Below are 20,449 nucleotides of genomic sequence, written 5' to 3' on the forward strand. Positions count from 1 at the left end.
GGCTTCGTCAGTCCGGCTTCGCTGCCCTGCTGGCTGCGCTGATGCTTCTGTCACCCGCTATAAAGGCGGCTATCAGCCTGCCCGCGTCAGATTACAAGGTGCGCCATGGCGAGCTGACCGAGCGTGAAATGGCGGTGGCGAAAACCGCCTGGTCCTATTTCGTGGCGAACTATCAGCCCACTACCGGGCTGGTAAATGCGGTAAACAAATACCCCTCCACCACCATGTGGGACAGCGCCTCCTACCTGGCGGCGTTAACGGCGGCGCGCGAGCTTGGCATTATCGATAAGGCGGAGTTCGACCGCCGTCTGCTGCAATTCCTGGCGACCCTGAACAAGCTGGTGCTGTTTCAGAATCAGGTGCCTAACAAGGCCTATAACACCATTACCGGCCAGAAAGTGGACTACCTGAACAAACCGGGGGAGATCGGTTTCTCCGCTATCGATATCGGCCGTATGCTGCTCTGGCTGAAAATTATCAAAGAGCGCTACCCGGAACATGGCAACAGTATCGACAACGTGGTGCTGGGCTGGGATTTTACGCACGTTGTGGATGACTGCGGCACGCTTTATGGCGCCTATCTCGACGGCAATAAACAGCCGCAGTATGTTCAGGAAGGGCGTCTTGGCTATGAAGAGTACGCTGCGGCAGGCTATCAGCTGTGGGGATTCTCCACCTGTCAGGCCAGCCGCCCTGAACCTTACGCGCTGGCCGATATCTACTGCGTGCTGGTACCTTACGACACGCGCGATCCGCGCATGACCAGCCAGCACAACTATGTCGTGACGGAGTCCTACCTGCTGCACGGGCTGGAAATGGGCTGGGACAACGCCGACGACCGGGATAACGACGCCACCGGCTTCAGCCATCCGTGGATGAAAAATTTCGCCGACCGCGTTTATCAGGCGCAGGAAAACCGCTACATGATCACCGGCGTGCTGACGGCGCGATCGGAGCATCAGCTCGATAAATCCCCTTACTTCGTTTACGACACGGTTTACAGCGACGGCTATAACTGGAACACCATTACCGACAAGGGACAGTATGTGCCTAACGTGGCGGCGGTATCGCTTAAGGCCGCGCTTGGCATGTGGGTGTTGTGGAACTCGCCCTATACCGACCGCCTGTTCGACGCCATCGAAAACGCCGACGAGAAAGACAAAGGCTATTACGAAGGGCTGTATGAAAACGGCGACGGGCCAATCAAAGAGTTCACCGCCAACAATAACGGCATCATGCTGGAAGCGCTGCTGTTTAAAAAAGAGGGCAAACTGCTGCGCTTCAACAGCAACGATCCGCGTAAAGCCAGCTATGCGCCCTCGATGTGGGAGAAGCGGCTGGTCGATATTTTTGAACCGAACAACACGCCGCGCAACCGCCCGTTCCTTAACGTAACGCCAGGCATTAAGAACTGGTGTGAGCAGAGCGGCACAGCCGTACGCAGCGCCCCGTCGTGCCGGGCCTGCAAGTGCGCGCGCTGCGACAGCCAGGCGCCCGTTAAGTTACCGCCGGTGGCGACGACATGCCTAAAACAGTAATCCGCATAAGTCTCGCGCTGCTGCTGGCGATAGTGCTGGTTATCGGTCTGCTGGCCTGGAATCAGGCGGCAGGCTGGCGCTGGCTGGTGAACGGCGGCTGGCACACTACCGCGCGGCTCGGCGCGCTGAACGATCAGGAGCGACGCTGGGCGACCATCGCCTGGCGCTATTTTGAGAATAACCTCCAGCCGCAAACCGGGCTGGTCAACGGCAGCGATAACCGTCCTGTGGTCAGCCTCTGGCAGATGGGCGACACCCTGATCGCGCTCACCGCGGCGCGCCAGCTCGATTTGATCGACGATGAGGTGTTCGATCGACGGCTGACGCAGATCCTCGGCACCCTGAATCGTTTGCCGCTCACGTCAGCCAACGTACCTAACTTGCTCTACAGCGCCACCAGCGTTGCCATGGTGGGCTACGCCAATACGCCGCAGGTTGTCGGCTGGTCGGCGAAGGATATGGCGCGGCTGATGATGGCGCTGCGCATCGTGGCGGCGTTTCATCCTCAGTACAGCGAATACCTGGAGCGCGTGATTTTGCGCTGGGATTTTTGTCGCGTAGTGGATGATAAAGGGCAGCTCTATGCCGGACAGATGCGCGATCAAAAGCTGACGCCGCAGGCTGAAGGCCGTCTGGGCGACAGCGAATACAGCGCGGCAGGATTCGGACTCTGGGGGTTCGCCAATGATCAGTCGCTCCGCCCGCCTGCGCAGCATGTCATTATCGACGGGCTGGCGCTGGATATTGATGCGCGCGATCCGCGCACCACCTGGACGCCGGCGACGATCACCACCACGCCTTATGTGCTGAGCGGAATGGAGTACGCCTGGACGCTGCCCGGCGCCGATCGCGATATCGTCACGCTTCAGCGCCAGCGCGCCAGCAATGTCTATCGCGTGCAGGAGATGCGCTGGCAGCAGAAAAACATCCTGACCGCCCGCAGCGATTTCAATATTTCCGCCCCACCCTGGCACGTTAACGACACTATTTTCGCCAACGGCTACGCCTGGAACACGCTGGCTGACGACGGCAAATGGGTGCCGCGTCTGGCGCAGGTCTCGACCCGCGCGGTGTTCGGACTCTGGGCATTGTGGCAGACCCCCTTTACCGACGCGCTGATGAGCATGACGCAGCGGCAAAACGATCCGCAGCGCGGCTGGTTTGAAGGGCGCGTCGAGGCGACGGGCGACTACAACCGCGCCATTACGCTCTCCACCAACGCCATGGTGCTGGAAGCGCTGCTGTTTAAGGCGAACATGGGCGCGCTGCTGCGCGACAGCGAGCTGAGCGATCAGAGCTATTTCCGTCGCCAGCTGGAAGATCCTTTTACCGCGCCGAAACGCTGTTTTCCTCTTAACAACGCTGCTCTGAGCGGCAACCTGAATTAAGGAGGCGTGATGCCTGAAAGCCAGCTTCCTAAAGCGCTCGACTCGCTGCGCGCGGCGGTGCTGATGTATGACGATAAGGAGCGTCTGATCGCCTTTAACCATCAGGTAGTGCGCTTCTATCCCGGCATAGAGCAGCGCATTCGCCTTGGCATGACGCTGTCGCAGCTGGCGGAGGAGTTCATCACCTCAGCCTTTATGACGGAAAATCAGCAGGGTCGTCAGGCGATGATCGATAACCTGATCGGCCGCTGCCGTCTCGATAATCACAGCGAAATGCGCCGTATCGGCAACCGCCAGGTCTTTGTGCAGCACAACCGCACGCCGGAAGGCGGCATCGTCAGCCTGCATATTGATATGTCGGGATTCGAACTGATTAACGAATCCCGCCGTCAGCTACACGCCGATTTTGTGCTGGCGGCGGAATCCACCCAGATTGGCATCTGGGACTGGCAGCAGGAAAACGATCTGCTGCAGGTCAATGACGCGCTGCTCAATATGCTGGGTTATCCGCGCGAGACCTGGCACTACAGCGCCAGCTTCCTTGATACGCTGCTGCATCCCGACGATCGCGAGCCGCTGCAACAGCTCTTCTCCAGCGCCAGCAATCAGCAGCTGCCGGTATTTGAAAGCGAAATTCGTTTGTTACACCGTAACGGGAACTACCGCTGGATGTTGCTGTCGGGTCAGGTGGCGAGCGTCACCGTCAAAGGCGAAACCGCGCGCGTTATCGGTACGCTGCAGGACATCACCAAACGCAAAGAGGCGGAGCAGCTTTCACTGCAGGCGCTCGCCGCCGCGCGCGCCGCAAACGAGGCGAAGAGTATTTTCCTCGCCAATATGAGCCATGAGATCCGCACGCCGATGAACGGCATCCTCGGCATGACGCAGCTCTGTCTTGATACCCAGCTGACGCCTGAGCAGCGCGAATATATGACGCTGGTCTACCACTCAGCGCACACGCTGCTGCGGGTTATCAACGATATTCTCGATTACTCTAAAATCGAGGCGGGGAAAATCGAGCTGGATGAGGAAGAGTTTCAGCTGCGGGCGTTTCTGCATGGGCTGATGCGGCCGCTGATGCCTGCCGCTTCGGAAAAAAATGTCGAGCTGCTGGTCAATGTTGCGCCGGATGTGCCCGATACGCTGACGGCGGACAGCGTGCGGCTGCGCCAGGTCCTGACCAATCTCGCCAGCAATGCGCTGAAATTCACCCCTTCCGGCGAAGTGGAGCTTTCCGTACGGCGCGATGCGCAGACCCACCGCCTGCGCTTTCAGGTGCGGGATACCGGCATCGGCATCCCTGCTGACAAGCAGAAGCTGATTTTCGAGTCATTCAGCCAGGCGGACACCTCGACGACGCGCAAATATGGGGGAACCGGCCTGGGGCTGACCATCTCCGCGCGACTGGTGGAGATTCTGGGCGGCGAGCTTACCGTAGAGAGCGAGCCGGGCAAAGGCAGCGTCTTTAGCTTTACCCTGCCTGCGCCGCCGCAGCCCGTCAGCGACGCACTAAAAACGTCCCCGCGTTTCGGCAGCGTGCCGGTGCTGGTGGTGGACGATAACGCCACCAACCGCCTGATTATGAGCGATATGCTGCGCAATATGGGCTTATTGCCCAGCCTGGCGGCCAGCGCCGCTGACGCGCTGGCTATGCTGCAAACGCACGCCGGTTTTCCGCTGATCCTGCTGGATGCGCAGATGCCGGATAAAGATGGCATGACGCTGGCGCAGGAGATCAAATCCACGCCTGCGCTGGCCGACTGTCAGATCATTATGCTCAGCTCCATGAGCCGCTTTATGGATGCCGATCAGCTTGCCCGCATCGGCGTGAACTACTTCCTCGGCAAACCGGTCGACCAGCGCGAGCTGTATGACGTTCTGATACAGGCGCTTGCGCTGCAGCCCGCCAGCGACGCCGCGCCTGCCCAGCGCGTGCGCGATCTCGCCGCCAGCGCAGAGCACCCGCTGCGCATTCTGCTGGCTGAAGATAACCTGGTGAATCAGAAGCTGGCCGCACATTTTCTCACGCGGCTGGGCCACCAGTTCGCCATTGTCAGCAACGGCCTCGAGGCGCTTGAACAGCTGGATAAGGAAAAATGGGATCTGATCCTGATGGATCTGCAAATGCCCGAACTGGATGGTGAGCAGGCGACGCGCCTGATCCGCGAGCGCGAAGCGAGCCGCCCCGGTCGATCGCATCAGCGCATTATCGCCATGACCGCGCACGCCATGAAGGGGGATAAGGAGTTTTGCCTGCAACACGGCTTCGACGGCTATCTGGCGAAGCCGGTAAGTCTGGAAACGCTTAACGACGAGATACTGCGCGTCATCACCCTGCTTGCGCCCGCGCAGCCCGCTGCGCCCGCATCGCCGCCCGATCGTCAGACGCTGGCGACGCGTCTCGGTCTGGATGACGCGCTGCTGAGTGAACTGCTGACCCTGTTCGCCGACGGGCTGCCGGAAATGATAGCGCAGTTGAAAAGCGCCCTGAGCGAACAGGATATGACGCGCATTCGCCGCCTGGCGCACAAGCTGCGCGGCGAAGCCTCTACGTTCGGCTTCGACGCCTTCACCCGGTTTTTACAGTCGCTGGAAGATTCGGCTCGCGAGGAAACGCAGCTGGAGAGCGCTGCCTTAATCACCCAGCTGGAGCAGCAGTCTGATCTGCTCTCCGCCCAACTTCGCCAACTGCAGGAGAAGTCATGATGCGTTACGCCCTGTCGCTGAGCGTACTGTTTTGCGCGCCGCTGTTTGCGGCGCAACTTTCCCCGCCTGAGAGCTGGTCGCTGGCGGGAGAGTGGCGCGCCCACGACGCAAATGACGCCGATTTTGTTGGCTGGCGCGGCAGCGACCAGACCTGGCGTAAGCTGCGCGTGCCGGCTAACTGGTACAGCGCCGGCTGGGATCACCAGGGCGCGCTCTGGTATCGCACCCAGTTTTCCCTGCCGAAGCAGGCAGCCGATCGGCTGGCGACGCTGGAGTTCGACGGCGTTGACTACTTCGCCGACGTCTGGCTTAACGGACAGAAGCTGGCGCAGCATGAAGGCTATTTCCAGCGTTTCGCGGTAGACATTACCGGCAGCCTGACGCGCCATAACCAGCTGGCGGTACGCGTCGACAGCCCGCTGGAAGATCCGCAGAAGAACTGGCCGCTGCGTAAAAATCTGATGAAAGGCATTCTTAACCAGCACGACTCCCGACCAGGAGGCGCCTGGTCGCCGCAGGGCCAGGACGCCAACTCCGGCGGCATCTGGTCGCCGGTCAGATTGCGCCTGAGCCGCAGCGTAGCGATCGATAATGTGATTCTCCGGCCGGACTGGTCGCAGGGCCTGACGCAGCCGCGCCTGCGCGTTGAGTTTGTCTATCGCGCCCCGGCATCCAAAGCGGCCACGCTGGATCTGACCGCGCGGCCCGATAATTTCAGCGGAGGCGCCTATCATCTGCAGCAGAGCGTGACGCTTCAGCCAACCGGCAATGAGCCGCAGCGCATCGCCGTCACCCTGCCGATGCCGAAGGCGCAGCTCTGGTGGCCGAAGGGCTACGGCAAACCGGCGCTCTATCAGGTGCAGGTCAAGCTGCGCGACGAACAGGGCATCCTCGACCAGCGCAGCAGCCGTACAGGTTTACGCCAGATTGTGGAGCAGGCGCAAAATCAGGGCTGGCTGATTAACGGTCAGCGTCTGTTTATTCGCGGCACCAACTATATCGGCTCCCCCTGGCTCAGCACCATGAACAAGGCGCGCTACGGGCGTGATTTCGATCTGGTCGAGCGGATGAACGCCAACGCTATCCGCGTGCATGGCCATGTGGCGAGCCGCGCGCTCTATCAGGCGGCGGATGAGCGCGGGCTTTTGATCTGGCAGGATGTGCCGCTGCAGTGGGGCTATAACGACACGCCCGCCTTCGCCGATAACGCCGCCAGACAAACCCAGGAGATGATCGAGCAGTTCGGCAACTCGCCCGCTATCGTGGTCTGGGGCGGGCAAAACGAGCCGCCGTTTAATTCGCCGTGGATGGGCAAGCGTTTTCCCGACTGGAATAAAGATCTCAACCGCAACCTGATGCAGCGCGTGGCCGATACGCTGGCGAAAGATAACAGCCGTATCGTCCATCCGTTCTCCGCCGTCGAGGAGCACTACTGGGCTGGCTGGTACTTTGGCACCATGGCGAACCTGCTGGAGCCGGCGAAAACCGCCACCATTACCGAGTTCGGCGCGCAGGCGCTGCCGGAGCTTGCCACGCTGCGCACCTTTATCCCGCGCAGTGAACTCTGGCCTGCCACCACCCAGCCGGGCGATCCTAAATGGACGCGCTGGAAGTACCATAATTTCCAGCCCATCCAGACCTTTCAGAATGCGAAAATCTCACGCGGCGAGAATATTCACACCTTTATCGCCAATACCCAGCGCTATCAGGCGCAGCTTGTCGCCCTCGCGGCGGAAAGCTATCGCCGCCAGCGTTTTCAGCCGGTTACCGCCCTCTTTCAGTTTATGTTCGTTGAAACCTGGCCCTCTGCCAACTGGGGCGTGGTGGACTATTTACGCCATCCCAAAGCGGGCTATTTCGCGCTGAAGCGCGCCTATCAGCCGCTGCTACCTTCGATAGAACCGAAGAGTCTGGAGTGGAAGGCCGGACAGCCGGGGCAGTTTAATCTGTGGGCGATTAACGATTTGCCGGTGGCGTACAAAGGCACCCGGCTGGAGTGGCGCATAGCCCAGGGCGATAAGGTTCTGGCGCAGGGCAAGCAGCAGGTGGACATCGCGGCCGACAGCGGTAAAAAAGTGGTGGAGCTGCCGGTGACACCGTCACGAAATGGAACGCTGCGCGTGTCGGTGAAAATTGTCAATGGAGAGAACCGTTTGCTGGCGCGTAACCAGATGGAGTTTGAGGTTGCGCCATAGCCTTTCGGGCGTTAGCCCGCTAATCGCGTGAGCCAGTTTATCAATGCTTCGCTGCCCGGCTGGCTGCGCGAACGCTGCGGCCACGCCAGAAAGTAAGGTTTACTGAGCGGCAGACTCAGCGTATCGACCATCACCAGGTCGCCACGCGCCAGTTCAGCGGCGATCAGCCGCTTTTGTCCCAGCAGTAACCCCGCGCCGGATACGGCGGCGTCTATGGCCAGCGAGGTGAGATTAAAACGTAACGCCGGTTGCGGCGCCGCGCCTGCCATTCCCTTAGCGAGAAACCAGCTACGCCAGTCAGGCAGAAAACGCCCTTCATTGCCCCAGTCGAGATGAATCAGCGGCGCCTGACTGAGCGCGCTTCCAGGCGGATAACGCTGTAGCAGAGCCGGGCTGGCTACCGGCACGACCTCATCCAGAAACAGACGTTGCTTATCCAGCTGCGGATAACGCTCTTCACCGAAACAGATGACAAAATCCGCTGGCGTGGCGTTAAAATCCACCTGCGCATGAGTGCCATACAGCGATAAATCGATATCCGGACAGTGTTCACACCACTGCATGATATGGGGTAGCAGCCACTTTGAAGCCAGCGCAGGCAGCGCGTAGAGTGTCAGCTTCGGCATGACGGCAGCATGACGCAGGTTCTGCTGGCCGAGATGCAGAATGTCAAAGGCTTCGGTCACATAGCGCAGGTACTCTTTGCCGGTCTCGGTTAACATTACCCCGCTCTGGGTACGCACAAACAGCGCGCTGCCAAGCTGCTCCTCGAGCTGGCGGATTTGCTGACTTACCGCCGCAGGCGTCAGCGCCAGCTGAGCGGCGGCCTTCGCCAGACTGCCCAGCTCCGCCGCAACCTTGAACGCCTGAATAACGCTGATTTTAGGTAACCGCGGTGACTGAGCAGGCATTAAGCTTTCCTTAACAGGCCGTTAAATTTATATCGTTATGCATTAACATATCAGCAAGTTACAGTTTTCAACCACCTGAAATGATGAGAACTGCCGCTATGTCCGCTTTGATCCGTTTTGATTTACACCCGCTTGCCGACGCCGACTGGCGGCGCGATTGCCGCGAACAGCTCAACCAGCACGGCGCGCTGGTGCTGCGTCAGTTTTTACAACCCGCCGCGCTGCAGGCCATCATTGCCGAAGGTGAGGCGCAGCGCCATCAGGCATATCACACCCTCAGCAAGCACAATGTCTATTTGATGAAGCCTGATGAAGCCTATAGCGCCGATCATCCGCGCAACCGTGATGTGAGCAGCACCAAAGGCTGCATCACCGACGATCTTATCGCCGCTGATTCGCCGCTGCGCCAGCTCTATAATGATGCGCTGTTTAAACATTTTCTGTGCGATGTGCTGGGTGAAACCGCGCTCTATCCCTATGCCGATCCCCTCTCCTCCATCAACCTGCACTATGCGCCGGATGGACAAGAGCTTGGCTGGCATTTTGATAAATCCTCTTTCGCCATCACCCTGCTGGTGCAGAAGCCGCGCGCTGGCGGCGTGTTCCAGTATGTGAAGGATCTGCGCGACGCCGATGCCGGAGAGATGAACTTTGACGGCGTTGCCGCCGTACTGGATCAGCGGCACCCGGTTGATGCGCTGGCGATTGAGGCCGGGGATTTAGTGCTGTTCCGCGGGCGCAATTCATTACACCGCGTGACGCCCACCGAAGGCGATATCACGCGGATGCTGGCCGTGCTGGCTTATAATACGCAGCCGGGCATTGCGCTGTCTGAAACCGCACGCATGACCTTTTATGGACGGTTGTGATCGAGACTTAATAAACCCTCCCATCCCCGCCTGAAAATCTGCTGGGTGCGAAACGCCACCAGATCGCGCCAGTCGCGATCTGCGGGCCAGAAGCCTTCCACCAGGCGTTGTTTGATAGTGCGCCCCGCTTCGCTGGCCGGGTCGCCCTGCAAATGCAGCCAGTGGTCTTCGCGTACCCGACGATGCATCTCTTCGCCGGGAAAGGTGCCGCACTCCACGACCAGCGGCAAAATATGCGTATCGGGCAACGCGTTCAGCAGGAACGGCGAGAGATATCCCGTGGCGGTGGCGGTCACGCCGGTTTCACTCTCCCGTCCGGGGCCGGTGAACAACAGCGTCAGCCATTCACCATAGATCCTTTTTCCCCACTGATGGGCGTCGACAGGCTGTTCGGCAATAGAGAGCAGCATCGGATGTCCCCAGGCTCCGGCTCCGGTATGCAAATCAAAGCTGAGTAGGGTCGTCGCATGTGAAAGATGATGCTCAATAATGCTTTGCAGAGTGCGATAAGACCAGCTGGGTTGCTGGCCGCCATAGAATAAGCCGTCGGCAAACTGATATTGCCCCGCTTCCACTACGCGTTTAATCGCTAACCAACCTGCACTGTTAAGGGTTTCCTGCAGCAGCTGGTCAGCTTTAGCCCGCTCGCCGTGGTAGATCCCGTGCCACTCAGCGTAATCCGCGTTGGCGGGCGCAGCCTGACTGAAATCGATAAAGTTACGGTTGAGATCGATATTGTCTTCATTGACGCGCCGCAGATGGGCCGCACCCCAGGGGTTAAGCAGGTGCAGCAGCACAATCGCAGTATCATCGGGTAAGGAGGTGAGACTGAACTGATTGAGCCAGTTAATCTGACTGTCAGATCCGTAATAGCCTTCCACGCCGTGCGTACCGGAGATTATCAGCATCACTTTAGAGGCGTGGAGATCGCCCAGTACGGCAACATCTGTGTAAAGGGGCTCGCCCTGTGGGCCTGGCAGCGGATGTTTATACGAGGTCAGGGTGCCGTTTTGGCGAGCAACAGCAGCAACAAAGCGGCCGCGTTGAGAGGTGTAATGTGGCAGTTCGGTCATGGCTTCTCCTGCGGCTGGCTGCGTCCGCCCCCCTTACCGCTGCCCCTTTCAGCAGCGGCTACGGGCAAAAACGCGTAAGTCATTAAGGATAGACCTTAAATTCAAAATACTTCTTCGCCAGCCGATCGTAGGTTCCGTTAGCATGCAGCGCCGCCAGCGCCTCATTAATCAGCTTCAGGTGGACCGCGTCACCCTTGCGCAGGCCAATACCGACGCCGTTGCCAAGCAGCGCTTTATCAACCAGCGTTGCCTTAATAACATAATTTTTGCCTTCCGGCGTATTCAGGAATCCCTGAGCCGCTGACACCGCATTCGCCAGCGAGCCGTCAAGACGACCAGCCACCAGATCCGGATATATCTCCATCTGGTTTGGATAGGAGACGATATTGACCCCTTGCGGCGCCCACTTCGCTTTCGCATAGGTTTCCTGAATGGTGCCCTGCGCCACCCCAATATTCTTGCCGCGCAGTGTGCTGGTGTTCTCTGTCAGGGCGCTGTTCTTCGGCGTCAGCAACGCGCTCGGCGTGATGTAGAGCATATCGCTAAAATCCACCTGCTCGCGACGCTTCTCCGTCATCGACATTGCCGAGAGAATGGCATCAAACTTCTTCGCCTGTAACGCCGGGATGCTGCTATCGAAGCCTGTCTGCACCCACTGGCACGTCACCTTCGCCTGCGCGCAAATGGCATTGCCCAGATCAATATCAAATCCCTGGAGCGAGCCATCGCTGGCTTTGGATTCAAACGGCGGAAAGGTGGGATCAACGCCAAAACGCAGCGTCTGCTCAGCAGCAGAGAGTTGGCTAAACGCGCTGAGCGAAAGCAATAAAGCGAGGGGCAAACTTTTTTTCATTATTATCTCCAGCAGGCGGGACATTAAATAACGGCATGCAGAACTAATAACATGGCGAACGGATCGCCACCACTAAAAACGCAGATTAACTGAGAGGAAATGCTTATATTTGTTAGCACTTTAGCGGATGTTTATACGCAATTAAAATTTACTTAATGCGGTCGTCTTATTTTTGCCCTAATTCGTCTCGGGCCGAGGGGGCGGCCAGTCAGAGAGCGTTCCTTTCGCGCGTCACAAGCGCTGCGCGCGCGGCTAATGCCAGTCATCATTCCACCGTTGAGTTCCCCAGGACACCTTCGCTTCCATGCTGGCTTTTCTTGCTCGGCGCCCAACATGAACGTTATTCATGTTCAGTGAATTTAAATCACTTTTACTCAATGCATGACTCAGGCATAAAAGATGCAGAGTTGTTAACTAATAGTAATATGAAGAGTAGTGGATGAGAAAACAAGCAAAGAAAATCGGGATATCCTGAGCAGCAACAATTAAGAGCAAGTTTCACATCATAAATTAGGATACCAGATTACGATGACTCAAAATTTCAGCTTCGCTATTAAACGCCTTCGTTTCGACGAGAACTATAACCCTTCTGAAAATACGCGCATTACGACCAACTTTGCTAATTTAGCCAGGGGGGCGAAACGCCAGGAGAACCTGCGCAATGCGTTAGTGATGATAGACAACCGGTTTAATTCGCTGGCGCACTGGGATAACCCTAAAGCAGACCGCTATGCCGTCGAGCTTGATATCATTTCCGTGGAGATGATTATTAATGCTAACGGCGATAACGCTTCTTTTCCGGTGATCGAAATCCTGAAACCAAACGTCGTCGATCGCAAAACCGGCGAGCGCATTGAGGGTATTGCCGGCAATAATTTTTCCTCTTACGTGCGGGACTACGATTTTAGCGTACTGTTATCAGAGCATAATAAAAACAGAGCGGAGTTCACTATCCCGGACGATTTTGGCGATTTGCACGGCAAGATCTTCAGAAGTTTCGTTGCGTCAGAGGCCTACAGGGCGCAGTTTAAAAAGTCGCCGGTGATATGCCTGAGCGTTTCCAGTAAAAACATCTACCACAGAACCAGTAATCAGCACCCTGTACTGGGCGTAGAGTATCAACAGGATAATCCCTCCCTGACCGATCGCTATTTTGCAAAAATGGGACTGCAGGTTCGCTATTTTATGCCGCTTAATAGCGTTGCGCCGTTAGCGTTTTACTTCAGCGGTGACTTACTGAGCGACTACTCTAATCTTGAGCTTATCAGCACCATCAGCACGATGGAGACTTTCCAGAAGATCTACCGGCCTGAGATATATAATGCAAATTCGGCCGCTGGAAAATGCTATCAGCCAGACCTGAACCATCAGGATTATTCATTAACCCGAATTGTTTATGATCGAGAAGAGCGTAGCCAGTTAGCTATTGAGCAGGGAAAATTTACCGAGCAAACCTTTATTAAACCCTACCAGACTGTTCTTGAGCAGTGGGCTGCTAATTTCGCGCTTTGATTAAAAAAATACACAAGGTCACCTTTATGAAAAAGTTATTACCTGTTTCAACTGCTGGCAGCTTACCTAAACCTTCCTGGCTCGCTCAGCCTGAGACGCTCTGGTCGCCCTGGAAACTGCAGGGCGATGAATTAGCTGACGGCAAAAAAGATGCGCTGCGTTTATGCCTGGCGGATCAATTGCAGGCGGGTATTGATATTGTCAGCGACGGCGAACAAACGCGTCAGCATTTTGTCACGACCTTTATCGAGCACCTGAGCGGCGTCGATTTTGAGAAGCGCGAAATTGTTAAAATTCGCGATCGCTATGATGCAAGCGTCCCGACCGTCGTCGGCGAAGTGAGCCGCCAGAAGCCTGTCTTTGTTGATGATGCTAAATTTTTACGCCAGCAAACCAGCCAGCCGATTAAATGGGCGTTGCCTGGCCCGATGACGATGATCGACACGCTTTATGACAGCCACTATAAAAGCCGTGAAAAACTCGCCTGGGAGTTCGCCAAAATTCTCAATCAGGAAGCCAAAGAACTCGAGGCGGCTGGCGTAGATATTATTCAGTTCGATGAGCCTGCGTTTAATGTCTTCTTCGATGAGGTGAATGACTGGGGTATCGCTACCTTAGAACGGGCGATTGAAGGACTGAAATGCGAAACCGCTGTCCATATTTGTTATGGCTACGGCATCAAAGCCAATACAGACTGGAAAAAGACGCTGGGTTCAGAATGGCGACAGTACGAAGAAATTTTCCCTAAACTGCAAAAATCCAGTATCGATATCGTTTCGCTGGAGTGCCAGAACTCTCGCGTTCCCATGGATCTTATTGAGCTGATCCGCGGCAAAAAAGTGATGGTCGGCGCCATTGATGTGGCGACCAATGCGATTGAAACGCCAGAGGAAGTCGCCAACACCCTACGCAAAGCCCTGCAGTTTGTCGACGCCGATAAGCTCTATCCCTGCACTAACTGCGGCATGATCCCCTTGCCGCGTCGCGTGGCGAATGGGAAGCTGAACGCGTTAAGCGCAGGCGCAGAGATTGTCAGAAGAGAGATTCTGGCTAAATAACGCAGAGCCTGATCAATACTCAGTCCGGTTAGCGCGCAGATTGCCCTGACCGGTCTGAGCAGTAAGGCCCATCGCGATCGCTGATTTGCCAGCCTTTCCCCTCTCGTTCATCCGTGACCCTTATCGTCTTTTGTTGGCTTTCCGCGACTGACAAACAGTTTGACGCTATAACGCGTTACTTCACGGAACCGGGCGCAGCGGAAGGGTTTTACATCATTGAATCCCCTTAAGCGAAAAAAATCCGGAAACGGCATCGTTTCCGGATTTCTGTACCGCTCAAGGTTGGTTTAACCGATCCTTTACCGAGTCGGTAAGCAGCCTTAAAAGCGTCTCTTTACATTAAAAGCTCTGCCACTCCGCCTCGTTAATCACCGCTACGCGCTGCGGCGCAGGGGATCGACGCGACGGTTGAACCGCTGGCGTGCGCGCCGCGGCGACCTCCGCATCGTTACCGACGCGGAACTTGCCGACCAGCTCAGTCAGCGCGCTGGCCTGCTCCTGCAGCGACTGCGAGGCCGCCGAAGCCTCTTCGACCAGCGCGGTGTTCTGCTGGGTTACATCATCCATCTGGTTCACCGCCTGATGCACCTGCGCAATGCCCTGGCTCTGTTCGACCGCAGCGGCGGCGATCTCGCCGACTAAATCGCTTACCTGACGAATCGCATCTTTCATCACGTCCATATTGCGGCCGACGTCGCTTGCCTGCGCAGCGCCCGCTTCCGTCAGCTGATGAGAGGCTTCAATCAGCGCTTTAATCTCATGGGCGGCGGTGGTTGAACGCTGCGACAGGTTTCTCACCTCACCCGCCACCACGGCGAAACCTTTACCGTGTTCCCCTGCGCGCGCCGCTTCTACCGCCGCATTCAGCGCCAGAATATTGGTCTGGAACGCGATGCCTTCAATCATGGAAACGATCTCGTTTACCTTGCGCGAGCTGCCGCGGATGTTATCCATCGTCGCCAGCATCGTGGTCAGCGACTCGCCGCTCTTCTCAGAGAGGGTGCTGGCGTTGGCCGCCAGCTGACTCGCCTGACGCGTATTGTCCGCGGTCTGGCGCACGGTTTCGCTCAGTTCAGTCATGCTGGCCGCCGTCTGCTCCAGCGACGCCGCCTGCTGCTCAGTGCGCGAAGAGAGATCTTCATTGCCAGCGGAGATTTGCACCGAGGCGCTGCTGACCGACTGCGACGCCTGGTTGACCGAGACGAGCGCCGAGGCGACGCGCTGCATCAGATGGTTAAAGGCGCGCGCCATATTGCCAATTTCATCGCGACGGCTCTCATCGGCATTCAGCGTCAGGTCAAGGTTTTCGCTGGCGCTCGCCATCACCTTACCCATTGCCGACAGGCTGCGGCGAATGCGCAAAATAGTGAAGATCGAAAAGAGGCCGAACAGCACCACAGTGGCGATAACGCCGCCGATGGTGGCCCACAAGACGGTTTTAAACAGGCCGCGGTTGGTATCACGCAGCTGGTTGCTGATGTCGATATTCAGCGTCAGCTGTTTCTGGTAATCGGCAATCATGTCGCGGATAGCCGCGCCGACGCCATCACTCCCCTCAATCAACCCCACGCTCACCGCATTCTGATGCGCATGTGAGGCGGCGAGAAACGCAGGCAGCCGATCGTTAATGGCACGCAGGTGTTCATAGGCGAGATTACTCAGCCGCTTATCCTCATCGTTGGAAATATCGTTCGCCATGTAGTAATCGATCTGCGATTTGAGCAGCGCCAGCTGCGCAGTGATCGTCTTTTCCACATCGGCAAACTTCGCGTCGTCGGTCTGGATCTGATGCTTGTAGAGCGTCAGCGCCAGCTGATTACTCTCATCAATCATTTTCCCGACATCTTTAATTGAGGGAATGGCGTTAGCCTGGACATATTCAAAGCGATCCTGAAAACCGGACAGCAGAGAGATAGCCAGTATGGCCTGTAAAATAATCGCGCCAAACAGCAGCGAGAATGCCAACAGCAGGCGTTGGGTGATGTTCATCCTGGTCTCCATAAGGTAAGCGCCCCTGACCTTATGCGTTCAGGCAGGGTTTAGCTTCCTTATAATCGGCAACAATCTGGCTTTAATTAATTAAATTACCCCGCTTCGCTTACTTCCTTTGTAAGCATTTCGTAAGGATTCACACAAAATTATTTAAGGTTTAAGTAATGCTGCCGATAACGGATGTTAGCGACTATTACCAAAAGGAAGTGATATGGCAGGCGTTTCTACATTAGGCATTGGCTCTGGACTTAAGCTAAGCGACATACTGGACAAACTCACTAGCGCGGAAAAACAAGTACTTGCCCCTGTTTCAAAGCAGCAGTCCGCTGCGACCGCCAGGCTCTCCGCCTACGGCACGCTGAAAACCGCCGTACAGGCTTTTCAGACCGCTAACAGCAAACTGCAGGAGGCGGGCCTTTACACGCAAACCACGACGTCAAGCAGCTCGACCGCCTTTAGCGCCGACTCAGACGGCGGCGCGGTGGCCGGTAAGTACAGCATCAGCGTGACGCAGCTGGCGCAGGCGCAAACCCTGACCAGCGCGGCGAAAGGCGATATCAAAACGCCGGTGGGCAATGATGCGGCAAGCCGCACGCTGAAGATCCTGTCGGAGGACGGGAAAGAGACCAGCATCACCCTGACGCAAGATCAAACCTCGCTGACCGCGCTGCGCGACACCATCAACAAGGCGAACGCCGGCGTCAGCGCCAGCATTATTCGCGTATCGGACGCCAGCTATCGCCTGTCGATGACCTCTACCCAGACCGGTACCGGCCATGCGGTGAAGGCGATTAGCGTGGAAGGCGACGATGCGCTGCAGGATTTTATCGGTTTCGGCCCGGCGGCGAGCGCCAGCGGCATGCAGCAGAATGTGGCGGCGCAAAATGCCAGCCTGACCATCAATAACGTCCATATCGAGAGCAGCAGCAACGTTATCAGCGACGCCGTTGAGGGCATCACCCTGAAGCTGCACGACGTCACCAGCGGCAACCAGACCCTGAGCGTCGTCAGCGACACCGCCAAAGCCAAAACCGCCATTAGCGACTGGGTCAATGCTTACAACAGTCTGCAGGACACGATGACGACCCTGACCAAATATACGCCGGTCGATGCAGGCAAAGATCAGGATACGAAAAATGGCGCGCTGCTGGGCGACGGCACGTTACGCCTGATTCAGACGCAGCTGAAAGGCATTCTCGCCAACGGGTCCGGTTCCGCCACTTATAAAACCCTGTCGCAGACCGGCATTACTTCTGACCCTACTACCGGCAAGCTTAAACTGGATGCCGATAAGCTGGGCAACATGCTGTCGGTGAAGCCGGATGCGATGCGCGATATTTTCACCGGCGACGGTAAGAAAAGCGGTATCGCTACCGGTCTGGCAAACAGCATGACCGCCATTCTCAACAGCAAAGGGGCACTACAGAGCGCGACCGACAGCATCAGTAAGAAGCTGAATCAGCTGACCGATCAGTACAATCAGGCCAGCAAGAAAATCGACGCGACCATTGCGCGTTATAAAACGCAGTTCACCAACCTGGATAAGATGATGAGCGTACTGAACAATACCAGCTCCTATCTTACTCAACAGTTTGAAAACCTTTCTAAAAGCGATAAGTAACTGACGCTTGCGTCCGGCCCACGCAGCGGCCGGACCCCTTTATTGTCACAATTCATTCACGCCAGCGCTGTAGTCCAGCCCCTTTGCTGCCGATAACTGAGACGTGCATCTGGAACAGATTTTCTCGACTTTCTCTGGCGCGGCGACTACTTATGACTTCTTATGCTCTTCACCCTTACTCTGACGGACGCGCCCGCGGCCTGGTCAGAAAACCGATGATTATTATGCTGGTTCTGCTCGGCCTCTCTTTTTTCGCCGCGCTGACCGCGCTGCTTTGCGTCGCAGACGATCTGAATGATAAAGCGAATCATCGCAGCGGACTGTTGCTGGACAGAGCCTTCGCCAGCCGTGAAGAGAGCATGCGCTTTCACCTGAGCGATAACGCTGAATGGGGCGAAGCCTATAACAATCTGCACCGCACCCTTAACCTTGAATGGGCGTGGCAAAAACAGAATCTGGGCAGATCGCTGTTTAACACTTTCAGCTATGAGGGCGTATTCGTTATTACGCCCGGCGGCCAGACCCGTTACAGCGTGCTCAACGGCACGCTGCAGCAGGAAGATTTTCAGGCGTGGCTGGAGCAGGATCCCCTTAACGCCCTGAAGCAGCGCCTGCAGCAGAGCGACGGAAAGGCAATATCCTGCCTGGTACGCTCTCACGGTCAGGTTGCGCTGGTCGGCGCCGCCTGGATCACCACCGGCGGCGATCGTAGCGTTGCGGAAGTCGCCGGGCCGCCCTCGGTGATGATTTTTGTTGATCGCCTGACGCCTGCGAAGCTGCAGAGCCTGGGCGCGGAGTATGGTATTCAAAAGCTCAGCTATACCGACGCGCCTGCCAGCGACGCAGAGGAAGGTGACCGCTATGGCATCCCCGCGCTGGGCGGCGCAGTCACGCTAAAGTGGCAAAGCGATAATCCCGGCGGCGCGCTGCTCACCTGGCTGCTGCCGCTGCTGGTGCTGATGATGTGCGCCACCTTTTTTTCCGCCGCTATGCTCATGCGCAGCGCGCTGCGCAAGGCGCGCAACAGCGACGTCAGCACCTTTCTGCTGGAGCAGAGCCAGCAGGCGCTTGCCGCCAGCGAACAGCGCTTTCGTGACGTGGCGGAGAGCACCACCGACTGGATCTGGGAAGCGGATGCGCAGCTGCGCTTTACCTGGATTTCCGGACGCTTTCCCGCCGTTACCGGCTACCACAGCCAGGACTGGCTGCAACAGCCGCTGCACGCCTTTTTGCTCGATGATGACGACCTACTGGATCGCCTGACGCAGCGGGAGCAGCCCGGCGAGCCGCTGACGCTCTTGCGCTGTCGTTACCGATCTGCGCAGCAGCATATTCGCTTCTGCAATCTGACGCTGCGGCCCGTGACGCTGGCGCAGGGCAAAGAGGGGTATCGCGGCACCGCTACCGACGTCACGCTGGAGGTTGAGGCGGAAGCGCGTGTCCGCTATCTCTCGCAGTTCGATGAGCTGACCGGCTTGCCCAACCGCGCGCAGATGAACGCCTGCCTGGCGGGCAAGCTCAACGGCGCGCTGCAAAGCGACAGGCCGCTGGCGGTGATTATGATCGACCTGGACAAATTTAAGCCGGTTAACGATCTCTACGGCCATGCCGCAGGCGACAGCGTGCTGCATGAGGTCTCGGCGCGCTTCAACGCCTGCCTGAAAGATGCCGGCATGACCGCCCGTCTCGGCGGCGATGAGTTTGTCATGCTCGTCTCTGACATCCCTACCCGCGAAGAGATTAGCGATCTTTGCAGCCGCATCATTACTCAAATCAATCAGCCCTTCGCCATTAACGGCGGCGAAGTCTTTATCGGCGCCAGTCTGGGCGTCGCGCTGGCGCCGCAGGATGGCACCAACCCCGGCGATCTGCTGCGCTATGCGGATATCGCGCTCTATAAGGCGAAAAACACCGGACGCAATAACTGGGTCTTTTACCAGCGCGACATGGGAGAGAAGATCGTGCAGCGTCGCGAGATGGAGCGTGAGCTGCGTGAAGCGATCCACAGCGATCAGCTGCGGCTCGCCTGGCAGCCGCGCTACGATGTGCGCACCGCGCGCGTTACCGCCGTCGAGGCGCTGGTGCGCTGGCACCACAAGCAGCACGGCGTGCTGATGCCCGATCAGTTTATTCCGCTGGCGGAGGAGACCGGGCTGATCAGCGCGCTGAGCGACTGGGTGCTGCTGCGGGCCTGCGAAGATACGCACCGCGAGCTGCCAGGACTGGCGGTGTCAGTTAACCTCTCCGCAGTGGAATTCAGCGATAAGGGCTTGCCGAGGCGCATCCGCGCCGCGCTGGATGCCACGGGGCTGCCGAGCAGCCGCCTGGAGATCGAGGTCACGGAGAGCGCCATGCTGCAGGACCCCGAAACCACCCTTGAGATTATGCAGGCGATCAAGGCGCTGGGCGTGAAGTTTCTGATCGACGATTTCGGCACCGGCTATGCCTCGCTGAACTATCTGCGCACCTTTCCGTTCGACGGCATCAAGATTGATAAATCGTTTATCTTTCCGCTTAACGATTCCTCGCAGGCGCGAAAGATAGTCCAGAACATGGTGGGGCTTGGCAAAGCCTATTCGCTGAGCATCACCGCGGAAGGCGTCGAAACCGCCTGTCAGATGGAGCAGCTCAAGGAGATGGAGTGCGACGGCCTGCAGGGTTATTACATCGGAAAACCTCAGCCGCTGGCGCAAATTGCTGAAACCTACTGCGCCACGTCATCCTCCTCTTAAC

At 57.4% G+C, this 20,449-nt stretch carries 13 protein-coding genes; 9 read left to right on the top strand and 4 right to left on the bottom strand.

Annotated features, from left to right (window positions below; all coding sequences use genetic code 11):
• Nucleotides 1–41: 41 nt before the first annotated feature.
• Genes D7S44_RS15445 through D7S44_RS15460 form a run of 4 tightly spaced genes read left to right on the top strand, consistent with a single transcriptional unit; the run spans nt 42 to nt 7,827 of the window.
• A complete protein-coding gene (locus tag D7S44_RS15445) occupies nt 42–1,538 on the top strand; it encodes a DUF3131 domain-containing protein (protein ID WP_240629475.1) in 1,497 nt (498 codons plus the stop codon).
• On the top strand, nt 1,523–2,926 hold the full coding sequence (locus D7S44_RS15450; RefSeq protein ID WP_120456340.1) for a DUF3131 domain-containing protein: 1,404 nt from the start codon (nt 1,523–1,525) through the stop codon (nt 2,924–2,926). The genes D7S44_RS15445 and D7S44_RS15450 overlap by 16 nt, the downstream gene beginning before the upstream one ends.
• A 9-nt stretch (nt 2,927–2,935) precedes the next feature.
• Nucleotides 2,936–5,632: a response regulator gene (locus D7S44_RS15455; protein ID WP_120456341.1), complete on the top strand. Its 2,697-nt coding sequence runs from the start codon at nt 2,936–2,938 to the stop codon at nt 5,630–5,632.
• A complete protein-coding gene (locus tag D7S44_RS15460; RefSeq protein ID WP_120456343.1) occupies nt 5,629–7,827 on the top strand; it encodes a glycoside hydrolase family 2 protein in 2,199 nt (732 codons plus the stop codon). The genes D7S44_RS15455 and D7S44_RS15460 overlap by 4 nt, the downstream gene beginning before the upstream one ends.
• An 11-nt stretch (nt 7,828–7,838) precedes the next feature.
• Here the strand turns inward: D7S44_RS15460 and D7S44_RS15465 are convergent, their stop codons facing one another.
• Nucleotides 7,839–8,738 (bottom strand): LysR substrate-binding domain-containing protein, encoded by a 900-nt coding sequence (locus D7S44_RS15465; protein ID WP_120456345.1) that lies wholly within the window; start codon nt 8,736–8,738, stop codon nt 7,839–7,841.
• Nucleotides 8,739–8,836: 98 nt separating this feature from the next.
• Here D7S44_RS15465 and D7S44_RS15470 point away from each other — a divergent pair, with 98 nt between their 5' ends.
• Nucleotides 8,837–9,607 carry a HalD/BesD family halogenase gene (locus D7S44_RS15470; RefSeq protein WP_120456347.1) on the top strand — a complete coding sequence of 257 codons (771 nt, stop codon included), beginning with the start codon at nt 8,837–8,839 and terminating at the stop codon, nt 9,605–9,607.
• On the opposite strand, the gene D7S44_RS15475 is transcribed toward D7S44_RS15470, so the two are convergent.
• Both D7S44_RS15475 and D7S44_RS15480 read right to left on the bottom strand, forming a co-directional pair.
• Nucleotides 9,592–10,680, bottom strand: coding sequence for a DUF2817 domain-containing protein (locus tag D7S44_RS15475; protein ID WP_120456349.1), 1,089 nt, complete (start codon nt 10,678–10,680; stop codon nt 9,592–9,594). The genes D7S44_RS15470 and D7S44_RS15475 overlap by 16 nt on opposite strands.
• Nucleotides 10,681–10,762: 82 nt before the next feature.
• Entirely contained in the window at nt 10,763–11,533 is a 771-nt protein-coding gene (locus D7S44_RS15480; RefSeq protein WP_120456351.1) for a transporter substrate-binding domain-containing protein, read from the bottom strand.
• A gap of 528 nt (nt 11,534–12,061) precedes the next feature.
• On the opposite strand from D7S44_RS15480, the gene D7S44_RS15485 reads away from it, so the two are divergent.
• The gene (locus D7S44_RS15485; protein WP_120456353.1) at nt 12,062–13,045 is read left to right on the top strand and encodes a DUF1852 domain-containing protein; all 984 of its coding nucleotides are present in this window, start codon (nt 12,062–12,064) and stop codon (nt 13,043–13,045) included.
• Nucleotides 13,046–13,071: 26 nt separating this feature from the next.
• Nucleotides 13,072–14,103, top strand: coding sequence for a methionine synthase (locus tag D7S44_RS15490; RefSeq protein ID WP_120456593.1), 1,032 nt, complete (start codon nt 13,072–13,074; stop codon nt 14,101–14,103).
• 339 nt (nt 14,104–14,442) lie between these two features.
• On the opposite strand, the gene D7S44_RS15500 is transcribed toward D7S44_RS15490, so the two are convergent.
• Nucleotides 14,443–16,092 carry a methyl-accepting chemotaxis protein gene (locus D7S44_RS15500; protein ID WP_120456355.1) on the bottom strand — a complete coding sequence of 550 codons (1,650 nt, stop codon included), beginning with the start codon at nt 16,090–16,092 and terminating at the stop codon, nt 14,443–14,445.
• A gap of 214 nt (nt 16,093–16,306) precedes the next feature.
• On the opposite strand from D7S44_RS15500, the gene fliD reads away from it, so the two are divergent.
• Both fliD and D7S44_RS15510 read left to right on the top strand, forming a co-directional pair.
• Entirely contained in the window at nt 16,307–17,716 is a 1,410-nt protein-coding gene (fliD, locus tag D7S44_RS15505; protein WP_120456358.1) for a flagellar filament capping protein FliD, read from the top strand.
• A 152-nt stretch (nt 17,717–17,868) separates the two neighbouring features.
• The gene (locus D7S44_RS15510) at nt 17,869–20,448 is read left to right on the top strand and encodes a bifunctional diguanylate cyclase/phosphodiesterase (protein ID WP_272867890.1); all 2,580 of its coding nucleotides are present in this window, start codon (nt 17,869–17,871) and stop codon (nt 20,446–20,448) included.
• Nucleotide 20,449 lies beyond the last annotated feature (1 nt).

Source organism: Pantoea piersonii (assembly GCF_003612015.1).
GTDB classification, from domain to species: Bacteria; Pseudomonadota; Gammaproteobacteria; order Enterobacterales; family Enterobacteriaceae; genus Pantoea; species Pantoea piersonii.

Coding starts and splice junctions, on each gene's coding strand:
- fliD (WP_120456358.1), top strand. CDS start 16,307: ATGGCAGGCGTTTCTACATTAGGCATTGGCTCTGGACTTAAGCTAAGC.
- D7S44_RS15470 (WP_120456347.1), top strand. CDS start 8,837: ATGTCCGCTTTGATCCGTTTTGATTTACACCCGCTTGCCGACGCCGAC.
- D7S44_RS15490 (WP_120456593.1), top strand. CDS start 13,072: ATGAAAAAGTTATTACCTGTTTCAACTGCTGGCAGCTTACCTAAACCT.
- D7S44_RS15480 (WP_120456351.1), bottom strand. CDS start 11,533: ATGAAAAAAAGTTTGCCCCTCGCTTTATTGCTTTCGCTCAGCGCGTTT.
- D7S44_RS15500 (WP_120456355.1), bottom strand. CDS start 16,092: ATGAACATCACCCAACGCCTGCTGTTGGCATTCTCGCTGCTGTTTGGC.
- D7S44_RS15445 (WP_240629475.1), top strand. CDS start 42: ATGCTTCTGTCACCCGCTATAAAGGCGGCTATCAGCCTGCCCGCGTCA.
- D7S44_RS15510 (WP_272867890.1), top strand. CDS start 17,869: ATGACTTCTTATGCTCTTCACCCTTACTCTGACGGACGCGCCCGCGGC.
- D7S44_RS15460 (WP_120456343.1), top strand. CDS start 5,629: ATGATGCGTTACGCCCTGTCGCTGAGCGTACTGTTTTGCGCGCCGCTG.
- D7S44_RS15455 (WP_120456341.1), top strand. CDS start 2,936: ATGCCTGAAAGCCAGCTTCCTAAAGCGCTCGACTCGCTGCGCGCGGCG.
- D7S44_RS15465 (WP_120456345.1), bottom strand. CDS start 8,738: ATGCCTGCTCAGTCACCGCGGTTACCTAAAATCAGCGTTATTCAGGCG.
- D7S44_RS15450 (WP_120456340.1), top strand. CDS start 1,523: ATGCCTAAAACAGTAATCCGCATAAGTCTCGCGCTGCTGCTGGCGATA.
- D7S44_RS15485 (WP_120456353.1), top strand. CDS start 12,062: ATGACTCAAAATTTCAGCTTCGCTATTAAACGCCTTCGTTTCGACGAG.
- D7S44_RS15475 (WP_120456349.1), bottom strand. CDS start 10,680: ATGACCGAACTGCCACATTACACCTCTCAACGCGGCCGCTTTGTTGCT.